The 19,527-nt window shown below is 41.2% G+C and carries 17 protein-coding genes; 4 read left to right on the top strand and 13 right to left on the bottom strand.

Annotated elements, in window-relative coordinates:
- Window positions 1–13: 13 nt before the first annotated feature.
- Window positions 14–733: a hypothetical protein gene (locus V5804_RS09230; protein WP_369591097.1), complete on the top strand. Its 720-nt coding sequence runs from the start codon at window positions 14–16 to the stop codon at window positions 731–733.
- Between the two features lie 7 nt (window positions 734–740).
- Complete coding sequence (locus V5804_RS09225) at window positions 741–1,100, top strand: MmcQ/YjbR family DNA-binding protein (protein ID WP_369591096.1); 360 nt, start codon at window positions 741–743, stop codon at window positions 1,098–1,100.
- Between the two features lie 239 nt (window positions 1,101–1,339).
- Here V5804_RS09225 and V5804_RS09220 read toward each other — a convergent pair whose 3' ends face one another.
- Both V5804_RS09220 and V5804_RS09215 read right to left on the bottom strand, forming a co-directional pair.
- Window positions 1,340–2,140, bottom strand: a complete 801-nt coding sequence (locus V5804_RS09220) for a helix-turn-helix domain-containing protein (protein WP_369591095.1) — start codon at window positions 2,138–2,140, stop codon at window positions 1,340–1,342.
- The gene (locus V5804_RS09215; RefSeq protein WP_369591094.1) at window positions 2,137–3,174 is read right to left on the bottom strand and encodes an SDR family oxidoreductase; all 1,038 of its coding nucleotides are present in this window, start codon (window positions 3,172–3,174) and stop codon (window positions 2,137–2,139) included. The genes V5804_RS09220 and V5804_RS09215 overlap by 4 nt, the downstream gene beginning before the upstream one ends.
- A 322-nt stretch (window positions 3,175–3,496) precedes the next feature.
- Between V5804_RS09215 and V5804_RS09210 the strand changes: the two genes are divergently transcribed.
- Window positions 3,497–5,239, top strand: a complete 1,743-nt coding sequence (locus tag V5804_RS09210) for a M14 family zinc carboxypeptidase (RefSeq protein ID WP_369591093.1) — start codon at window positions 3,497–3,499, stop codon at window positions 5,237–5,239.
- A gap of 1 nt (window position 5,240) precedes the next feature.
- Window positions 5,241–5,855, top strand: a complete 615-nt coding sequence (locus tag V5804_RS09205) for a rhomboid family intramembrane serine protease (RefSeq protein WP_369591092.1) — start codon at window positions 5,241–5,243, stop codon at window positions 5,853–5,855.
- Between the two features lie 221 nt (window positions 5,856–6,076).
- On the opposite strand, the gene V5804_RS09200 is transcribed toward V5804_RS09205, so the two are convergent.
- The 11 genes from V5804_RS09200 to V5804_RS09150 form a co-directional block, all read right to left on the bottom strand.
- Window positions 6,077–6,235, bottom strand: coding sequence for a hypothetical protein (locus tag V5804_RS09200; RefSeq protein WP_369591091.1), 159 nt, complete (start codon window positions 6,233–6,235; stop codon window positions 6,077–6,079).
- A 114-nt stretch (window positions 6,236–6,349) separates the two neighbouring features.
- Window positions 6,350–7,975 (bottom strand): NADP-dependent glyceraldehyde-3-phosphate dehydrogenase, encoded by a 1,626-nt coding sequence (locus V5804_RS09195; RefSeq protein WP_369591090.1) that lies wholly within the window; start codon window positions 7,973–7,975, stop codon window positions 6,350–6,352.
- A 72-nt stretch (window positions 7,976–8,047) separates the two neighbouring features.
- Window positions 8,048–9,418, bottom strand: coding sequence for an MFS transporter (locus V5804_RS09190; RefSeq protein WP_369591089.1), 1,371 nt, complete (start codon window positions 9,416–9,418; stop codon window positions 8,048–8,050).
- Window positions 9,419–9,424: 6 nt separating this feature from the next.
- Window positions 9,425–10,093 (bottom strand): bifunctional 4-hydroxy-2-oxoglutarate aldolase/2-dehydro-3-deoxy-phosphogluconate aldolase, encoded by a 669-nt coding sequence (locus V5804_RS09185; RefSeq protein ID WP_369591088.1) that lies wholly within the window; start codon window positions 10,091–10,093, stop codon window positions 9,425–9,427.
- Window positions 10,083–11,096 carry a PfkB family carbohydrate kinase gene (locus V5804_RS09180; RefSeq protein ID WP_369591087.1) on the bottom strand — a complete coding sequence of 338 codons (1,014 nt, stop codon included), beginning with the start codon at window positions 11,094–11,096 and terminating at the stop codon, window positions 10,083–10,085. Before V5804_RS09180 ends, V5804_RS09185 begins: the two co-directional genes overlap by 11 nt.
- On the bottom strand, window positions 11,096–12,499 hold the full coding sequence (gene uxaC / locus V5804_RS09175; protein ID WP_369591086.1) for a glucuronate isomerase: 1,404 nt from the start codon (window positions 12,497–12,499) through the stop codon (window positions 11,096–11,098). The genes V5804_RS09180 and uxaC overlap by 1 nt, the downstream gene beginning before the upstream one ends.
- A 64-nt stretch (window positions 12,500–12,563) precedes the next feature.
- A complete protein-coding gene (locus V5804_RS09170) occupies window positions 12,564–14,216 on the bottom strand; it encodes a UxaA family hydrolase (protein WP_369591085.1) in 1,653 nt (550 codons plus the stop codon).
- 42 nt (window positions 14,217–14,258) lie between these two features.
- A complete protein-coding gene (locus V5804_RS09165) occupies window positions 14,259–16,031 on the bottom strand; it encodes a hypothetical protein (protein WP_369591084.1) in 1,773 nt (590 codons plus the stop codon).
- Window positions 16,028–16,711 carry a hypothetical protein gene (locus tag V5804_RS09160; protein ID WP_369591083.1) on the bottom strand — a complete coding sequence of 228 codons (684 nt, stop codon included), beginning with the start codon at window positions 16,709–16,711 and terminating at the stop codon, window positions 16,028–16,030. The genes V5804_RS09165 and V5804_RS09160 overlap by 4 nt, the downstream gene beginning before the upstream one ends.
- A 98-nt stretch (window positions 16,712–16,809) precedes the next feature.
- A complete protein-coding gene (locus V5804_RS09155; protein ID WP_369591082.1) occupies window positions 16,810–18,306 on the bottom strand; it encodes a tagaturonate reductase in 1,497 nt (498 codons plus the stop codon).
- A gap of 174 nt (window positions 18,307–18,480) precedes the next feature.
- On the bottom strand, window positions 18,481–19,317 hold the full coding sequence (locus tag V5804_RS09150; protein WP_369591081.1) for a hypothetical protein: 837 nt from the start codon (window positions 19,315–19,317) through the stop codon (window positions 18,481–18,483).
- Window positions 19,318–19,527: the final 210 nt, after the last annotated feature.

Here is a 19,527-nt window from a genome sequence, read left to right as displayed (position 1 = left end):
TTACTTTGATGCCTTGAAAAAGATTGCCGCCTTAACCTCGATACTGTTTTTATGCAGTAAAATTTCATTCGCCCAGCTTAGTTACAACTTCTCCAGTTACAGTGTCGGGATTGGCGTCGGCATTGTTCGCGCCGATGCAGATTTGGCACAGCACATTACCAAAGAAGCTATTTTCGGCACTTTAAATTACAACTACTCTCCTTATATTACCATTACCGGCGAGTTGCAGGCCGGAAAATTAGCGGGCGGCAATCCAAATACAGATAAAGATACCCGTGCTTTTGTCAACAATTACAAAGCTGCAATTTTATACGGCGATATCCAGGCCGGCGAGTTTATTGATTACCAGTACCGCGACCTGCTGAATATTTTAAAGAATATTTATGTAGGCACCGGCATTGGCTTGATCCATAATTCCATGGCTTTTATCCAGCGGATCAGTTTGAACAATCCAGGTTATGTTTTTCCGGGGGAAAACTCGAGCACAGAACTGATGGTGCCGTTACGCATTGGCTACGAGCTGAAATTTTTTAATTATTACCAGGAACCGCACATCCGTTTAAACATTGGCTACCAGATGAATTTGGTTTATGGCGAAGGTTTGGACGGTTACAATGACCCGCCAAGCATGTTCAGGAACAACCATGTTGACCGCTATTCGATGATCAGTATCGGCGTAAAATATAATTTCGGCAATCCGGTTTCTTACAAAAAGCCAATCGGTAGGTTTTAAATTTGTTATGAACATCGAAACTTTACGCGATTATTGTTTGCAAAAACCAGCAACGGAAGAAACCATGCCTTTTGGCGATGATACCTTAGTTTTTAAAGTTGGCGGAAAGATATTTCTGCTAATTTCTTTAAAAGAAGCCAACCGTTTCAATGTCAAATGTGATCCAGAATTGGCCATCCAACTGCGCGAAAGTTACAGCGAAGTGCAGCCCGGTTTCCACATGAACAAAACCCATTGGAACACGGTTTATTTTGACGGAAGCTTAACCGAAAAGCAATTGCTGGAAATGATAGATCATTCTTACAACTTGATTGTAAAAAGCCTGCCAAAAAAAATGCAGGAAGCTTTGCCAAAAAAAGGGTGGTAAAAGAAGCATCCTGCTGATTCTTTTTCTATCTTGTATCAGGCTTAGTTAATCATATTATTGTGCAATATTTCGTTTTAAAAATAAAACCGCTGTTGATTTAGGTTACTTAGACACATATTGTTACGCAAAGAGCAATGGTGTTATTTTCCCGGATAAATTTTTCAGCAAACCGAAGACCAATTCTCGTGGCACTACCTGTAATCAAGATTTTTTTGTTTGATAAATTTATAAATAGGTTTTTAATGTGTATTTTTTTGCTCTTTTAGGTCAGTTGGCCTTAGTCCAAATAATTTTTTGAAGGCGAATGAAAAGTGCGACAAGTCTTCAAAGCCCAGTTCAAGATAAATTTCGGATGGTTTTTTATTCTTTTTTTCAATAAAGAAATACGCTTCCTGCAAACGTTTTTGCACCAACCAAAGATTAGGTGTTTGGTTAAAGATTGCTTTGAAATCCCTTTTAAAAGCGGATAAGCTGCGACCTGTAAGGTAAGCAAACCGCTCCATGCGCACATTAAACTTATAATTGCGGTTCATAAACTCTTCCAGGTTTATTTTCTCCGGTATGCCATAATCGAAAAATATTCCGGCAAGATCAGGCTGGTTTTGTAACAGGATGATCAGCAGTTCTTCAAATTTCACATTTTCAAACGCCTCGTCAAGTTTTCCCAAACTATTGCTATAAGGTTTTAACGAACGAATGAAATCAGGTATCAGTTCTGTAGGGTTTATTTTTACGAATGTATCTGCCGAATTAAATTTCGTTGCCTTTAACTTGTGCTTTGCCTGAAATTTCCTGATAAACCCTTCTTCAAAACAAAAAATGATTTTTTCGAACTCATCATTTCCCTTTTCACCATAATACCTGGCCAAACGGTTTTTTCGGGCAAGGAAATATTCACATGCCCCGAAAATATGGCTTTTGTTGCCGTCAAAGCAGTGTAATGACCCTTTAGTTACATACAAAAAAACATGATCGGGAATAAATTGCTCCTGCGAAATTTCAGGTTCAATAAAGGAAGGTTTTATTCCGTTTGCACTCATTTTATAATTCCGAATTTAATCATACTGTCCACTGAAGCAAAAATAGCTTCTTCGTTATTTGCTATCGGTGTCCAACCCAAAACTTCCTTTGCCTTTGTGTTGCTCACATTGCGGTTTATTTTTAGCAATAAAGCAGCCTGTTTTGCTTGCGGGTTAAATAAAGCTGCTATACGAAGCACCCAATTAGGCAACGTTTTTGTAGGGGCTTTTTCCGACACGCCGGGCATTTTGTTTTTTAGCAATGTGGCAATTTCGGGCATTGATATTTTACCGTCTGCCGATGCTATAAAGCGCTGTCCTTTTGCGTTTGGGTTTATCATTGCACGAATATGCAGGTCGGCCACGTCCCGGATATCAACAACGTTTAAAGGAATATTCGGAATGGCTTTCATGGAGCCGTCCAATAAAAATTTCAGTATCCCAAGGCTGGGCGATTTGCCGGGTCCTAACAATGGCCCGAAAACAGCAACAGGGTTTATGGCAGCCAATTCTAAATCACCGCCTTCTTTCTTCATAAAATCCCAAGCTGCACGCTCTGCCAATCCTTTTGATTTTTCGTAAGCGGATAAGCCTTTTTCATTTGGGTCTGTCCAGTTTGCCTCTGTCGTTTCAGTGTTTGGGTTTTTATTGCTAAAGCCAACTGCGCCAAAGCTGGAAGTCATTACCACTCGTTTCACACTTGCATTTCGTGCAGCTTTCAACACACGCAATACGCCGTCCACGGCAGGGCGGATCATTTCGTTTTCGTCTTTTGGCGAGTCCGAATGCGTTGGCGAAGCAATATGCAGCACATATTGGCAACTTTTCATGGCTTCGTCCCAATTATCATCTTTTGTCAAATCAGCTTCAATAAATTTAAGGTTTTCAAAGGAAGTAATACTGCCTGTTTTCAGCATCTCGATCACTTCATTTTCTTTGTTTAATGAACGAAGTGTAGTTTTTACGTTGTACCCTTTTTGCAATAATTGAAGAATGCAATGTATGCCAACAGCGCCTGTTCCGCCTGTTACTAAAACTGTTTCTGAATTTTCCATTGTCTTGAATTTTTATAATGCAAAGTTGCTTGTAAAAACCACAGAAAGCTTTGTTGAAAAGTCCAAAATTGTTTTGTTGAAAAGTCCAAATGTTGAATTATCTACTTTTCAAGTATTTGATATAATCAATATTTAACCTACATAAAATTTTTTTTAAAGAAGGAATTCTGCTATACATTAAAACAAAGGTATTTGTGTAATTCGATGTCGTCGGTCAAAAATCGTTTTTACTATACCTTCTTCCTACTTAATTATAAAAAGCCTCGCCAAAAAAAGGCCGATAAAAGAAGCATCCTGCTGATTCTTTTTCTATCTTATCGGCATGAAATTTTTCCTGCTCCAATTCTTTTTTCTGCTGATTACATTCGCTTCAAAAGCACAACTCACGCCTTTTGAAAAAGACCCGCAGAAAAACAGCACTGCTACTTACCCGCAAATTGTAAATTATTACCAGGCTTTAGACCAGCAATACGATCAGCTAAAAGTTTACAACATCGGCACAACGGATATTGGCAAACCGCTGCAACTCATCGTGCTTTCAAAAGATAAAATTTTTGATCCGGCCATCATCAAAAAGCAAAACAAACGCGTTGTCCTGATCAACAACGGCATCCATCCCGGCGAACCGGAAGGCATTGATGCCAGTATGATGCTGGTTCGGGATTTACTGAAAAAGAACCGGCTTCCTGCAAATGTGGTTATTTGTTTGATTGCCGTTTACAATATTGATGGTTGTTTAAACCGTGGCATTTCGCGCATTAGTCAAAACGGGCCGAAAGCTTACGGTTTCCGCGGCAACTACCGTAACCTGGATTTGAACCGCGATTTTATCAAAGCTGATTCTAAAAACGCTTTGGCTTTTATGCAGATTTTAAACACCTGGAAACCTGACGTTTTTTTGGATAACCATACCAGCGACGGTGCCGATTACCAGTACGTGATGACGCTGATCGAGACGCAGCACAACAAGCAAAACCCAATCCTGGCCGATTACACCAGCAAAACCTTAACGCCCGAACTGTTTTTACGCATGAAAAGAAGCGGTTTCGAGATGACGCCTTACGTAGAATCGGAAGGTGCAACGCCAGATTCGGGCATCGTGGCTTTTATCGAAACGCCGCGTTATTCTTCCGGTTTTACGGCTCAACACAACATCATCAGCTACATTTCCGAAACGCACATGCTCAAAGCTTTTGCGCCGCGCGTAGTTTCTACGTATGATTTTATGCAGCATTTGATTAATATTGTGCAGCGCGATGCTTCTTTTATCAGCAAAATAAAGTTGCAGGCGGATGAAGAAACCAAAACCCAAAAAACATTTGCTTTGGATTGGGAACTGGACAAAAGCCATTTCGATACCATTGTTTTTAAAGGTTTTACGGCCGGTTACAAACCAAGTGAAGTCAGCGGTTTGCCGCGCCTTTATTACGACCGGAGCAAGCCTTTCACCAAAAAAATCCGCTATTACAATACGTATAAACCCACTGTTTTTGCAAATAAACCATTGGCTTACATTATTCCGCAGGCTTGGGGAAAGGTGATTGATTTGATGGAACGGAACGGCGTAAAAACCCATCGCCTAAAAACTGATACGACTTTAACTGTTCAAACTTATTCGATTACCGATTACAAAACGCCTGCCCGTCCGTTTGAAGGCCATTATCTGCACAACAATGAAAAAGTATCGGTAAAAGAAGCATCCATTAAATTTTATCAGGGCGATGTGGTGGTTTATTGCGACCAATCTTTGAACCGTTACATTGTGGAAACGCTGGAGCCGCAAGGCGTGGATTCTTTTTTTGCCTGGAACTTTTTTGATTCGATTTTGGGCCAAAAAGAACATTTTTCAGATTATGTTTTTGAAGATGTGGCGGCTGAGTTGCTAAAGAAAAACCCGGAACTAAAGCAACAACTGGAAGCTGAAAAAGCCAAAAACCCGGAACTGGCAAAAAGTGCAGAAGCGCAATTGAACTTTGTTTACAAAAATTCCCCTTACTTTGAGCCAACTTATTTACGTTACCCGGTTGGCCGGATCATTGCTCCCGTTAAATTAAATTTAAACTGACATGCTCGAATATTTTTTGATAACGCCGGTCGCTTCGGCTATTTTCGTGGTTACCATTTTAACCAGTTTGCTGGCTTTTTCCAACCCGCAGGTTTATGAAAGGTTGATTTTAAGCCCTTACCAGGTTTACCGCAAACAAAATGTTTACACGTTGTTAACCAGCGGTTTGATCCATAAAGACTGGATGCACTTGGCATTCAACATGCTTTCGTACTACTTTTTTGCTTTTAATCTGGAGCGGATCATTGGCCATTGGCAGTTTGCCGTTTTGTACCTGGCAAGTTTGGTTTTAAGCGATATCCCAACCGTTTTGAAACACAAAAACGATTTTTGGTATCGGACTTTAGGCGCATCAGGAGCGGTTTCGGCCGTAGTTTTCAGTTTTATTATGTTTGATCCAATGACGAAGATGATAATCCTGCCGCTGCCAATTCCGATCCCGGCCATTTTGTTTGGCGTTTTATATTTAGTGTATTGCGTTTATGCTTCGCGCCAGCAAGCCGATACCATCAACCACGATGCGCACTTTTACGGCGCGCTGAATGGTGTTTTTATCACCATTATTTTGTATCCGGAAGTGGTGCCTTATTTTTTCGGAAAGTTGGGGCTACGGTAGGTTTTATTGCCGTTTCACCCTTGCTGTCATTTCGACCAACGGGAGAAATCTTCTTCAAAGCAATTAATACAATACTTCTTTTACCGCCCAACTTTTGTTGTTGAAAGAGGATTTCTCCCTTTTGTCGAAATGACAAAACTGCCCGGCTTTCCGACAATGCTTCTTTTACCACATAAAAATTAGTTTGCTGGAAAAAGGTTTTTTGCTTTAAATTGAAATGACTAAGCCGTTTTTGTCATTTCGACCAAAGGAGAAACCTTCTTCAAAGCAATTAATACAATACTTCTTTTACCGCCCAATTTTTGTTGTTGAAAAAGGATTTCTCCCTTTTGTCGAAATGACAAAACTGCCCGGCTTTCCGACAATGCTTCTTTTACCACATAAAAAATTTTGTTGTTGAAAGAAGATTTCTCCCTTTGGGTTCGGAAATGACAAAACTTTCGGACTTCCCGGCTTTCCTAACTTCCCGACTTCCTCAATGCTTCTTTTACCGCCTAAAAAATAAACTTCGTGCTTAAAAAGTTGGATTCGTTATTGTTCACAATTTCATTGATCAGCTTTTTGTTATTGTCATTTAATTTGGTGGCAACCAAAGACCGGATCGAAAATGCACGCAAGGCATCAACCACAGAAAGTGTTCCTTCGGCACTGTCTTTCCGGCCGGTAAAAGGGAACATATCCGGGCCTCTCTGGCACTGGCAGTTGATATTTACACGACTTACTTCATTTACCATAGGATCAATTAAAGCCGCTATTTCGCTGGCATCGTTACTAAAAATACTTACCTGCTGCCCATGCGGCGATTCGATCTGGTATTCAATTGTTTCTTCAATGTTTTTAAAAGGGACAACGGGAATAATTGGGCCAAACTGTTCTTCGCGGTACAGTTTCATTTTATCATTTACCGGATAAACAATGGCCGGATAAACAAAAGAAGCCACGTTTTCGCCACCGTTTGGGTTGATTACTTTGGCACCGTTTGCTATCGCATCATCAATACAGGCTTTTAAATAAGCCGGTTTACCTGGTTCGGGAAGCGGCGTTAAGTTCACACCTTTTTCCCAGGGCATTCCAAATTTAAGGTTGGCAACTGCTGCAGATAATTCCTTTAGAAATTCATCTGCAATTTCTTCATGCACCAAAACGATTTTTAACGCGGTGCAACGTTGTCCGTTAAAAGAAAGCGCGCCTAAAACTGTTTCGCTAACGGCTAATTTGATGTCGGCATTTTTGGTAACGATGGCCGCGTTCTTGGCATCTAAACCTAAAATAGCACGCAAACGGTTTACTTTAGGGTGCTGCTTTTTCAATTCGTTGGCCACTTTGCTGGAACCGATGAGCGTTAAAACATTAATATTCCCGGATTGCATCAACGGCGGAACAATATCAGCACCGCGGCCATAAATGGTATTGACCACGCCTTTTGGAAAACATTCCTGAAACGCTTTTAACAGCGGACAAAACAATAACGTGCCATGTTTTGGCGGTTTGAACAACAGCGTGTTGCCCATTATTAAAGCCGGAATCAGCGTGGTAAAAGTTTCGTTCAAAGGATAATTAAACGGGCCCATACACAAAACAACGCCCAGAGAACTTCGACGGATTTGCGCCACAATGCCCTGCTCAATTTCAAAACGGGAAGACTGGCGGTCCATATCTTTTAAAGCATCAATAGTAGCGTTAATATATTCAACCGTTCGGTCAAACTCCTTTACTGATTCTGCGTAAGGCTTGCCAATTTCCCACATGATCAGCTTCACTACCAAATCTTTTTGTGCCACCATTTTAAAGGTGAACTGTTCTACGCGTGTGATCCTGTCGGCAACAGACATCGTTGGCCATTCGCCGCGTCCGTTATCGTAAGCGGACATCGCGGCATCAAGGGCTTCCATGGCTTCTTTTGTTCCGCAAACCGGAAAAGCACCGATCACTTTTCGCTTTAAACCTTCGGACGTACGGATGCAAACCGGCGAAGAAACCTCGCTCAGTTCGCCGTTCCAAGTTTTCATTTCTCCGTTGGAGAGGTATTCGCGCTGAATAATCTGTCCCGGTAAAAGAAATTCCTGCGGTATTTGGCTTTCTTCTACAAAAATAGCATCCAACTGTTCTTTAAAACCCATCTTCTTTGTGTTAATGTTAAACGTACCTATCTTCTGATGCTTCTTTTATAAGGATAAAATCAGTGCCGTGTTTTAAATATTTGTGATTGGCCTAAACTTCGGCACCAGCGTTTTCATAATCGCCCAGGCAATAATATAAGCAATAGCGCAATACGTAAACATGATGGTATAACCGGTTTGGATATGGCCTAAAGCTTTATAATGATCAAACAGCGCACCGCCAACTTTTGATACGATCACGCCGCCAATTCCGCCGGCCATGCCACCGATACCGATGATCGAGCCGATGGCTTTTTTAGGAAACATATCAGAAACGGTGGTAAAAATATTGGCAGACCAGGCTTGGTGCGCTGAGGCGCCGATCCCGATTAAAACCACCGGCACCCAATACGTATAATGCCCAAACGGCTGGGCCAGCAAAATCACCAACGGAAACAAGGCGATCAGCATCATGGCTTTCATGCGGCCTTCGTAGGCATTGTACCCTTTTTTTAAGTAATATGCCGGAAACCAGCCGCCGCCAATGCTTCCAATCATGGTCATGCTGTACAAAACAAACAAAGGAAAAGAAATAGACGTGCCTTCCATGCCGTATTGTGCTTTCAGATATGAAGGCAGCCAGAACAGGAAAAACCACCAAACGCCGTCCGTCATGAACTTGCCGATGGTAAACGCCCAGGTTTGTTTGTAGCCGAACAGCTTAAACCACGAAACTTTTTTCGCTTCGGTTTCAGATTCGCTTGGAACGATTACTTTTTCATCCGGATCGAGTAAAATGTACTCCAGTTCGTTTTTGGATAAACGTTTTTGCTGCTCGGGCTTATCGTAAAAAATAAACCAGAAAACCAGCCATAAAAAACCTGCTGCCCCAATAATTAAAAAAGCAGTTTCCCAGCCCCAGGCCGCGGCAATGTAAGGCACGGTTGCCGGTGCCAAAATAGCACCAACGTTAGCACCCGAATTAAAAATGCCGGTGGCAAATGATCGTTCCTGCTTGGGAAAATACTCGGCCGTTGCTTTAATTGCCGCCGGAAAATTCCCGGATTCGCCAAAGCCTAAAACCGCCCTCGAAAAAATAAACCCAACTACAGACACCGACAAACCCGTAATGCCAACCAATGCAAAAACAGAAGTTATGGCACCTCCGATCGGGATAGCTTTGGCATGTAAAATAGCGCCAAAAGACCAAATGATAATGGCAAGCGCGTAGCCCCATTTTGTGCCCAGCTTATCAATCAATCGGCCGGCAAAAAGCATGGAGATGGCATAAATAAACTGAAACGCAGCCGTAATATTGGCATAATCGGTATTTGTCCAGCCAAATTCTGCTTCAAGTTTGCCCGAAAGCAGGCTCAAAACCTGTCGGTCTAAATAATTGATGGTGGTGGCAAAAAACAACAATGCGCAGATCGTCCATCTGTAATTACCTATTTTTTTGTCCATTTTATTTTAGATTGACCGACAGTTTTTTACCAATTCGTGTGCTTCTTTTGTGGCATAAAAAAGCTCGTCATAAAGTTTTTCTTCCATTACTTTTTTGCTGATGAGCTTGCTACCCAAACCAACGGCGCTTACACCGGCCTTAAACCAGCCGCTGATATTTTCTTTGGTCAGTTCTACGCCTCCGGTTGGGATAAAAAGCTGGCCGGGAAACAGTTCTTTGATTGAAGTTAAAAAAGCTTCGCCCAAAATATTTGCTGGGAAAAGCTTGATCAAAGCGGCCTGGTTTTCCTGCGCGGTAAAGATTTCAGTCGGCGTCATACAGCCCGGGATCCAAAGCATATCGGCTTCCAAAGCCATTTGGCCAACTTTTGGGTTTACAATCGGGCTAACCAAAAAATCTGCCCCGGCCGCCAAAAAATCCTGTGCTTCTTTTACCGACTTAATTGTGCCGATGCCCAGTTCCAGATCGGGCATTTCCTCGTTGGCCAGCTTCCGCAGCAGCTTGAAATTTTCCAAAGCTTCCGGCCCGCGGTTAGTATATTCAAACACGCGGACACCGGCTTTGTAAATCGTTTTGGTGATCTCCAAACTTACTTCCGCATCTTTATAAAAAAACAACGGCAAAGTGCCTTGTTCTAATATTTGGTTTAACGAATGCTCTTTTTTACTGCCCATTTTTGATCGTTCTTTTTACTGCTTCTACCGTCATATTCGTGGCGTCGCTTTCGATGAATAATTTGCCGTATGCCGCTGCGGTTGCAAACTCCAATGCTTCTTTTACCGGTAGTTTTTTGTACAAACCATAAATCAAGCCCGCCATAAAACAATCGCCGCTGCCCACTTTGTCTATAATTTTTTCGGCTTTATATTCCTCCGACACTTCCAATTTTCCATCGGTAAAAACAGTAGTATAATATTCAATCCCGATCTCGCCAAAACGAAACGTATTGGCCACATATTTACATTTTGGATAAGCTTTCAAAACCGCTTCGGAAGTTTTGGCGGCATGTTCCAAATAGTTTTCTTTGGTTTCGGCTTCCAATAAATGCTGATCTAAATCCGTTCCCAGCATTTGGTTGGCCGCCCAAATATTGCCCATAATCAAATCGCAATATAGCGCCAGTTTTGGCATAATTTCGATGGGCTGCTTGCCGTACTTCCACAATTTGGCGCGGTAGTTCAAATCCAAAGAAATAAAAATATTTTTTTCGGAAGCAGCCTTTAAAGCCTCTTCACAAACCTCCGCTATATTTTGATTAATGGCCGGACAAATTGCACTAAAATGAAACCAGGAAACACCGCTAAAAACAGCATCCCAATCAATGGTTTTGGGTTGAAGTTCTGAAAAAGACGAATAGTTACGGTCATAAATTACACCGGCATTTTTCAGGTCTTTTCCTTTCGGGAGATAATAAGTTCCGATCCGGTTTCCTTGAAAAATTATAGAAGAAGTATCAACTTTTTTTTCTTGCAGATATTTGACGATTTGCTCCGACAACATATTTTCCGGCAAAGCCGTAAGATAAGCGGAAGGCAAATTCCAAAGCGCTAAAGCCGTAGCCACATTTAATTCGGCACCGCCAACATAAAAAGGAAGTGAATTTTCTTTGAGCCAATTGCCTTCTATATCGGGGCAAATCCGAAGCAGCAACTCGCCAAAACTTAATATTTTGCCCATTATTTAAAGTTGAAGTAGTTTTTGGCGTTGTAGTAGCAAATGTCGGAAACGATTTTGCCAATCCATTCCAGATCGTTTGGCAATTCGCCGTTTTCCACATCTTCGCCAAATAAATTGCACAACAACCTCCGGAAATATTCGTGCCGTGGGAAAGATAAAAAGCTGCGCGAATCTGTCAACATACCCACAAATTTGCTCAGCAAACCCATGTTGGATAGCGCGTTGATCTGCTTGGTCATGCCGTCTTTCTGGTCCAAAAACCACCAGGCCGAACCAAACTGCACTTTTCCGGCAACAGAACCGTCGTTGTAATTGCCAATCATGGTTGCCATCAATTCGTTATCAGACGGATTTAAGTTATAAATGATGGTTTTTGCCAAACGGTTTTCCGAATCCAAACGGTTTAGGAATTTAGAGAGCTGCCGTCCCTGACTAAAATCGCCAATCGAATCCCAGCCGGTATCCGGCCCTAACTGTTTCAGCATCCGTGCGTTGTTGTTCCGCAAAGCGCCCAAATGATATTGCTGCACCCAGCCTTTTTCGTGGTCCCAAACCGCAAACTGAAAAAGCAAGGCCGATTTGAATTTGAGGTTTTCTTCCTGACTGATGCTTCTTTTAGCACGTATTTTTTGGAAAATGTTTCGGATTTCTTCTTCCGTATAATTCTCGGCATAAACCTGTTCCAAACCATGATCGGAAACGGAGCAGCCGTTTGTTGCAAAGTAATCGTGGCGTTTTTTTAAAGCTGATAAATACGCGTCATAATCTTGAATGGAAACATTGGCAACCGTTTCCAGTTTGTCCATGTAAGCGTTCAAAACCTCCAAATCATCCGGGTTCATGGCTTTATCCGGACGAAACGCAGGCAGCATTTTAACCGAACCGCCTTCCTGTTTTAATTGCTGATGGAAAGCTAAATTATCCAGCGGGTCATCGGTGGTGCAAATCGTTTCCACGTTCATCTTTTGCAACAATCCCTGCACCGAATATTCCGGTGTTTGCAGTTTGGCGGTAGCTTCATCATAAATGGCAGATGCTGTTTTTACCGACAATAAATCGTGGATGCCGAAATACCGCTGCAATTCTAAATGCGTCCAGTGGTAAAGCGGGTTGCGCATGGTGTAAGGCACGGTTTCGGCCCATTTTTCAAACTTCTCGAAATCGCTTTTGCTGCCGGTGATGTAATCCTCGTTGATGCCGTTTGTTCGCATTGCGCGCCATTTATAATGATCGCCGTACAGCCAAACCTGCGTTAAATTTTTAAAGTTGACGTTCCCGGCAACCTGGTCAGGCGGCAAATGGTTGTGGTAATCAATAATTGGCAGTTTTTCAGCGAAATCGTAGTATAACTTCTGCGCGGTTGGCGATTGCAGCAAAAAGTTTTCGTCTAAAAATGGTTTCATTCAATTTTGGTTTTAGGCTGATGGTTTGCAGCTCAATTTTTAGGTGATAAAAGAAGCATCGGTTTTAAAGCGAAACGCCCCGTTTCCATGGAATAAAATCGTCCTGGCCGTGGCGTACCGCGCTTACTTCAATTTCGCCGCTGGCCACGCGGATGACATAATCCAGAATGCGTTCGCCGGCTTGTTCAATCGTTTCTTCGCCTTCAATCACGGTTCCGGTATTGATATCTATGATGTCGCGCATTTTATTGTACAACTTGGTGTTACTGGCGATTTTAACCACCGGCGTAACCGGATTTCCCGTCGGTGTACCCAGACCTGTTGTAAACAAAACTACGTTAGCACCCGAAGCAACTTCCGCCGTGGTTGATTCTACATCATTTCCCGGCGTACACAATAAATTTAAACCGGGCTTGGTTACTTTTTCGGGATAATCCAGCACTTCCACCACTGGTGATGTGCCGCCTTTTTTGGCCGCGCCTGCCGATTTGATCGCATCGGTAATCAATCCGTCTTTGATGTTTCCGGGCGAAGGGTTCATGTCGAAACCAGAACCTACCGCTTTGGCACGTTCATTGTAAGTGCGCATCAAATGCGAAAAACGTTCGGCATTTGCAGTATCCACGCAACGGTCGCTCATGTTTTGCTCCACGCCGCACAACTCCGGGAACTCGGCCAGAATAACCGAACCGCCCGCAGCAACCAGCAAATCAGAAGTATAACCGATGGCCGGATTGGCAGAAATCCCCGAAAAACCATCCGAGCCGCCGCACTCCAAACCGATACAAATTTTGCTGATCGGCGCAGGCTGACGTGTATTTTTATTGGCCAAAACAAGCCCGGCAAAAGTTTGCTTGATGGCCAGCGAAAGCAGTTCGGCTTCGGTGCCAACTTTTTGCTGCTCCAGCACAAAATAAGGTTTGTCAAACAAGAGCGAACGTTTTTTGATTTCTTCGTCCAAAATAGAAACCTGCGCGTTTTGGCAACCCAAACTTAAAACCGTAGCGCCGGCCACGTTTGGATGCGTGATGTAACCGGCCAGCAACCCGCAAAGTGCCTGTGCATCCTGGCGCGTGCCGCCACAGCCGCCATTATGGACCAAAAATTTAATGCCATCAACGTTGGGGAACAAGCGGTCTTGTTTAGGCGCCAATTCGGTATAAGGCATTTCGGCGTTTAAAATTTGGCTGACATCGCTGCCCGATTTATACATTTTAATCAATTCCTGCGCCTGGTTGGCGTAAACGCGGTTCCGGCCGTAACCTAAAGGTTTGATCAAAGCTTCTTCCAAAACCTCTAAATTCCGGTTCTCGCAAAAAACCATTGGGACAACCAGCCAATAATTTGCCGTGCCAACGCTGCCATCAGAACGCGGATAACCGTAAAAAGTACGGTTGGCAAACTTGCTGATATCCGGTTTTTGCCATTCGGTATGCCGCTCGCCGATAAAAAATTCGTTGGCGGCGTGGTGGATATTTTTGGTGGTCAGCAAAGCACCGGCCGGGATTTGATTTTGCGCTTTTCCTACCAAAACGCCGTACATGATGATCTCGTCGTTTGGGTTGAAATCCTGGGCGGCAAATTTGTGTTTTGCCTGAACATTGTCCCTTAATGTGTATTGCTGGTTTTCGTAAACTACTACTGATCCTTGCGGTAAATCGGTTAATGCCACAATCACGTTATCGTCAGGATGCACTTTTAAAACCTGCTGCTTCATTTGTCTATAATCTAAATTCTGTAATGCTTATCTTATATCTACCTACGCAAACATTGCGATTTGTTTATTGTCAATTGGGAACATTTCGGTTAAGAAGTTATCCCACAAATTTAATGTCAAATTAAGTTTATACTTATCGTTTAACTGATTCAATTCTGTTTGCAAATTTTGTTTGTTAATAGTCTTTGTTAATTCAAAAAAGTCGATTCGCATTAATATATCTTTTGTAAAAGTTCTTTTCGCGTCAGCAAAAGTTACCGATTGCAAAAACTGCATTGCTATTTCTGAATTTAAAAGTATCAAAGCATATACAGCAAACTCTATTCTGTCAAATCCTATTAAATAACAAGTGTCGTCAAGCATTACAGGCTTATTGCCTTGTGGTAGAATTAACGTAAAATGGAACGTTTTGTAAAGCCCGGATATGGCAACTTTATATGGTTTAAAAGAATAATCGCCTATACCAAAAATAGAAAATAGAGGTTTATTGTTATAAATACTTGATTTCCTTGCGTCAAAATTAGATTGATGTTCTGTTAAATATTGATATGTCTTTGGATAATCGTATTTTATATATTTAGTTTCTTGTCCAACTTTTTTTTGGGTAACAATTGTAAACTTCCTTGTTTGATTGATGACTGTGTTTTTAAGGTCAGAACTTTTAAGAAGACCGTAAACTAAATCATCTTCTAATTTCACTTTCTCATTTAAGCCGTTTATATATTGTCCGTTTACTTTTTCTAATTCCATTATGCTTGAGCAGTCGTGTTTTAAGCCTTGCCGCCAAACGAAGGGACATTTTCCATCAATTTCTTTTGTTTGATTGTAAATGTCAATATTAGAAACGAATTTGTCATTCAGCCAACCAAATTTTTGATATGGGTCTTGATTATTGTAAAAATTAAATTCGTTGCAATCAAATTCAGACGTAGCGTTTAATTTACAATAGAATAAAGAGGCTTCAACTGAAACATTAAATTCTTTCTTGCTGTCAATGCTGTGCTTTTCAATAGATGCAATTTTATATTTGTTTTTAATTTGGTCGAAAACAATGTTTTTAATAACAGAATTTTTAACCAATAAAAGTATATGCCCTTTCATTTTTTGAAATGTTTCAAGCATTGTTATGGTAATGAATTCAGCAATATCAAAATTGCCTTTGCCTGTCATTGCATCTAAACCACTATGATTTTTAAAATTAGTTTTCTTTGGTAAGTTAGCCGAATTAAGACTTCCCAATTTTGAATTGGTAACCCACGGTGGGTTACCAATTACCAAAATTTCTTTATTTGAAAACTGCTTTTCTATATGTTTGAAGTTGAAATTGAAAACATTGCAATGAGCAATAGAAATTATTGGTCTTTTCGTTTCAGGATTTTCGAGAAAGTAATTGACAATATTGAATTTTGTTTCCCATACATAAGGTTTATAAATTTCAATTCCGAATATGTTTTGGATAGACTGAAAATTTTTTAGAGAAGCAACAATAAAGTTACCTTTCCCACAAGTTGGCTCAACAATTATTTCGGGTGAAATACTTTTTGAAACTAAATGTAGTGTTACTTTATTTGCTAAGTCTTCATTTGTCTGAAAATCACCATATTCGGCTCTGTCAAGCTCTTCAAATATATTAAAATTGTCAAAAATTATTTCTTTAAGTTTTTCCAAATCTTCATCACTGTCAAAAAAATGTTTGATGCCAAAGGCATCAAACATTTTTTGATTAGCTAATTCACACGATAAAATAGTTCTTAAATTTTGATTTAAAAACTCCAAAGCCTTATGACTAATATTTGCTTCAAATATTTTCATCATTTAGGTTTGTTATAGCTTACAATTTTAGAAATGCCTGGAATATCGTCAACCAATGCCACAATTCTTTGATATTGTAATCGCCACTGCAAAGCATTAGAAATTGTTAAATAACCTAATTCTGGTGGTGATTGTAAAATAAGCTCGGCTAACTTTGATAGCGTTATATCATCTGCTGGAATGTTTTTGTCTTGCAAGTACGCAATAATATCTGCTTCATTAGCTTTGTCTTTAACCATTTCCCTAAGACGGAAAGTTGTTGTATAGTCGGCCGTTCGTTCTTTTGAAACAAATGAACAACTTACAAAATTGAGAGTTGCAGTTTTTGTGTATTCATCATCCATTTTGTCATAAACGAAAACAAGCAGATTATAGCCTAATCCAAATATTTTTTGTTTAGCATCTTTGAAAGGGCAAGAGGATTGAGGTTGTTTTATGGACGTTACCTTTATGTCTGTTAAAATGTCTGCAGAAGGCAAGTCAACGCCACTTGCAGATGAACCAATTGTAACTTCGTATTTGTCGTATAAATGTTTTTGGAATTTCTGTTCAATTAAAGTTCCAACTGCTTTTCCATCAGTAACTCCAAAAAGTTCTTTATGTTGGATTTGCGATTGTCCAATACAAAAAACCTGAGCTTCTTCAATGAGTTTGGGTATAGTAAGTTTTTCTTTAATCTCCATACTTCAAAAGTATTATTTTAAACCTGGGCTAATCATATCATAAATACTGTTCTATGTTTGAATGTAGCTATTAATAGATGTGCCAAATGTCATTACTGCTAACTATGTTGCATCGTCGCCAAAGCACCTTCCGCAGCAATAGCCGCAAAAAACTGCTCCACCGCCGCTAAAAAACCCGGCAACAGCGTCAAATCTGTTCCCCAAATTTCCGTATTGTTTAAAATGGTGTACACATAAATATCGCCCGGGATACTGTTTTTAATGCCATAAAAATAGTGCGCCAAATCATCGTTGATTGGATAAGTTGCGCCGTTTGCTTCTCCAAAATATTTCCCGCCTTCTTCTTTTTGCACCTGCATAAAACGCAGGTAGGCCGCAAAACCCAAAGCAATCCGGGCAGGCACTTTATCCGATTTTTTATAGTGGTTGAGCAAAACCGGCACCACGCGCATTTTCAATTTGGCCGAATATTGTACCGTGATGGCAATCCATTGGTGTTTGATGTGCGGGTTGCGGAAACGGTCAAGCACTTGTGCCGCAAATTCGTCTGTTTGCTGTTTGCTTACTGCATAAGGAATGGCCGATGCAATTTCTTCCTGCATCAACCCGCTTACAAAACCTGAGAACAGGGCATTGTCCATTGCTTCTTTTACCGTATCAAAACCGGCCAAAAAAGCCAGGCCACAGCTTAAGGTATGCGTGCCGTTGAGCAGCCTCAGCTTTAACTCCCGGTAAATTTCAATATCCGGTGCAATGATTACGCCTGGGTCAGCCTCGGCAAAACTCAAAACCGATTTTACTTTTTCATCGCCTTGTATCGCCCACAAACGGTAAACTTCGGAAACGGTGAGCAACCCGTCTTCATAACCTGCTTTTTCCTGAAAGGCAGCAACGGTTCCGGCATCGGGTTTTCCGGGAACAATCCGGTCAACCAAGGAATTACAGAACGAATTGTTGTTTTCCAGCCAGTTGATAAACCCTTCTTCCAACTGGTTGAAATCTGCCAGTTCCAACACAATTGCTTTTAGTTTATCGCCGTTGCCCACAATCAGTTCGGTTGGTATAATCACCATTCCGCTTGTTTCGCTGCCGTTAAAAGCTTTATAACGTTCAAAAAGAAAAGCCAATAATTTACCCGGAAAAGAAGCTGGCGGATTGGCATTAATGCTTTCTTTAACCAACTGAATGCCAACTTCGGTGGTGTTGGAAATGATGATTTTCATTTCCGGGTTTCGCGCGCATTCTAAAATTTCGTCCCAGTTTTCTGTTGCCGATACCACCCGGCTGATGGCCGAGCAAATGATGTTTTCTTCGGTTTTTTGTCCGTTTTCGATGCCTTTTACACACAAAGTATACAAGCCGTCCTGTTCGTCAAAATCCGAAGCACTTCCTGCCGCAGTTGATTTTACAACCACAATCCGGCCGTTAAACAAACCCTGCCGGTTGGCTTTATCAATAAAATAATCCGGCAATCCGCGCAGCAAAACGCCTGTTCCAAATTGCAAAACTTTCTCCGGAAGGCCGAAAACCGCCGTATCAGGGACAATAACTTCAGGATATTGAATAGCTTTTAAATTGCTTTTTGATAAGATCATGGCTGGCTTTTTACTTGGTTTTGGTTATGCTGTAGGAGTTTTGAAAAGTATCATTTTTTTAAACAAGATCAAAATCCCTGCTTTGCCTTTCCTCTTTTGCCGATGCTTCTTTTACCGGCATAAAATTGGCGACGATGAAAAAACACCGGTAAAAGAAGCATCGTTGTTTTTGCCTCATTTCACTTTTGCCGGCACTTGTTTGATCAGCCAGTTTACCAAATCGTTGCAGGCTTTAAGGTTATCGTAATCTGGCGGCAAGTTTCGCCCGTTTACATATTCATTGTAAAACCAAGGGTCGCCAACGGCAAACACCGTTCCTTTTCCATATTTTGCTGTGGCCATGATCACCAAATTTTTATCGGTAAAAGAAGCATTTGCAGGCGGGTTTAGTTTGAAAGTGGAAATATCTTTAAGGTAAATTTTCTTTGCCGTTTTAAAAATCGGATCAATTGGCGGGACCTGCAAAGTGCCCAGTTCAATCTGCGAACCAATGACTTTGTTGTGTACGTCTTCGTTAAAATGGATGCCAAACTTCTCAGACAAAATGTTGAAATGTTCCAAATCGCAGTTGCCCGCATCGTTCCCCATCAAAACCAACACACCGCCTGCTTTTACCCAAGCCGCAACTTCGCTTGCGTCCTGTTGGTTTACGTAATTTGGGTTAACGGTTTCTTTTTCCGTATCCGGATCAACAATCAAATAAATAGCCGAGCCTTGCAAGTTGGCAGCCGTTGGCGCAGCATAAAGCGTTGCTGTTTTTATGCCATAATTATTAAAAACACTTTTAAAAAGGCTGAAACCGTTATTGTCCGTTTCGTTCCATTTGTAATGAAAAGAAATGTTGTGGCCAGTTGAATCCTTCCTGAATTCGTTGTTAAAGTACGAATCCAGCATCACCGTTTTACCTTTTCCTGTTTTGGGGGTTTCAGATAAAAATTGCGCTTTGCCGGCAAATGATAAAGCAGCCAGCAAAAACAGGACAATGCTTCTTTTACAGGTGTTTTTTTTCATAATGCTTGTCTCGTCATGAATGCTTTGCTATCGGCGCAATTTTTTTGTCTAAAAGCAACCCAAGCTGCATGGAAATATTAACAGGCAAGGGTTGATATTTGATGGTTTAGACAATTTTACACAGAATTATGTAAAAGCCTGAGGGATTTGCCTAAAAAATCTATGCAAACGATACCGGAAGATCAGCAGAAAAAGCTTGGTTTGCGTTTT

This window comes from Mucilaginibacter sp., from assembly GCF_041088075.1.
Lineage (GTDB): Bacteria > Bacteroidota > Bacteroidia > Sphingobacteriales > Sphingobacteriaceae > Mucilaginibacter_A.
This window is presented reverse-complemented; position numbering and strand designations above follow the sequence as displayed.

Bases quoted from the DNA above. Each gene is read 5' to 3' on its own strand.
- V5804_RS09155 (WP_369591082.1), bottom strand. From the start codon at position 18,306: ATGATCTTATCAAAAAGCAATTTAAAAGCTATTCAATATCCTGAAGTT.
- V5804_RS09150 (WP_369591081.1), bottom strand. From the start codon at position 19,317: ATGAAAAAAAACACCTGTAAAAGAAGCATTGTCCTGTTTTTGCTGGCT.
- V5804_RS09165 (WP_369591084.1), bottom strand. From the start codon at position 16,031: ATGATGAAAATATTTGAAGCAAATATTAGTCATAAGGCTTTGGAGTTT.
- V5804_RS09190 (WP_369591089.1), bottom strand. From the start codon at position 9,418: ATGGACAAAAAAATAGGTAATTACAGATGGACGATCTGCGCATTGTTG.
- V5804_RS09225 (WP_369591096.1), top strand. From the start codon at position 741: ATGAACATCGAAACTTTACGCGATTATTGTTTGCAAAAACCAGCAACG.
- V5804_RS09160 (WP_369591083.1), bottom strand. From the start codon at position 16,711: ATGGAGATTAAAGAAAAACTTACTATACCCAAACTCATTGAAGAAGCT.
- V5804_RS09185 (WP_369591088.1), bottom strand. From the start codon at position 10,093: ATGGGCAGTAAAAAAGAGCATTCGTTAAACCAAATATTAGAACAAGGC.
- V5804_RS09205 (WP_369591092.1), top strand. From the start codon at position 5,241: ATGCTCGAATATTTTTTGATAACGCCGGTCGCTTCGGCTATTTTCGTG.
- V5804_RS09210 (WP_369591093.1), top strand. From the start codon at position 3,497: ATGAAATTTTTCCTGCTCCAATTCTTTTTTCTGCTGATTACATTCGCT.
- V5804_RS09220 (WP_369591095.1), bottom strand. From the start codon at position 2,140: ATGAGTGCAAACGGAATAAAACCTTCCTTTATTGAACCTGAAATTTCG.
- uxaC (WP_369591086.1), bottom strand. From the start codon at position 12,499: ATGAAACCATTTTTAGACGAAAACTTTTTGCTGCAATCGCCAACCGCG.
- V5804_RS09215 (WP_369591094.1), bottom strand. From the start codon at position 3,174: ATGGAAAATTCAGAAACAGTTTTAGTAACAGGCGGAACAGGCGCTGTT.
- V5804_RS09195 (WP_369591090.1), bottom strand. From the start codon at position 7,975: ATGGGTTTTAAAGAACAGTTGGATGCTATTTTTGTAGAAGAAAGCCAA.
- V5804_RS09180 (WP_369591087.1), bottom strand. From the start codon at position 11,096: ATGGGCAAAATATTAAGTTTTGGCGAGTTGCTGCTTCGGATTTGCCCC.
- V5804_RS09170 (WP_369591085.1), bottom strand. From the start codon at position 14,216: ATGAAGCAGCAGGTTTTAAAAGTGCATCCTGACGATAACGTGATTGTG.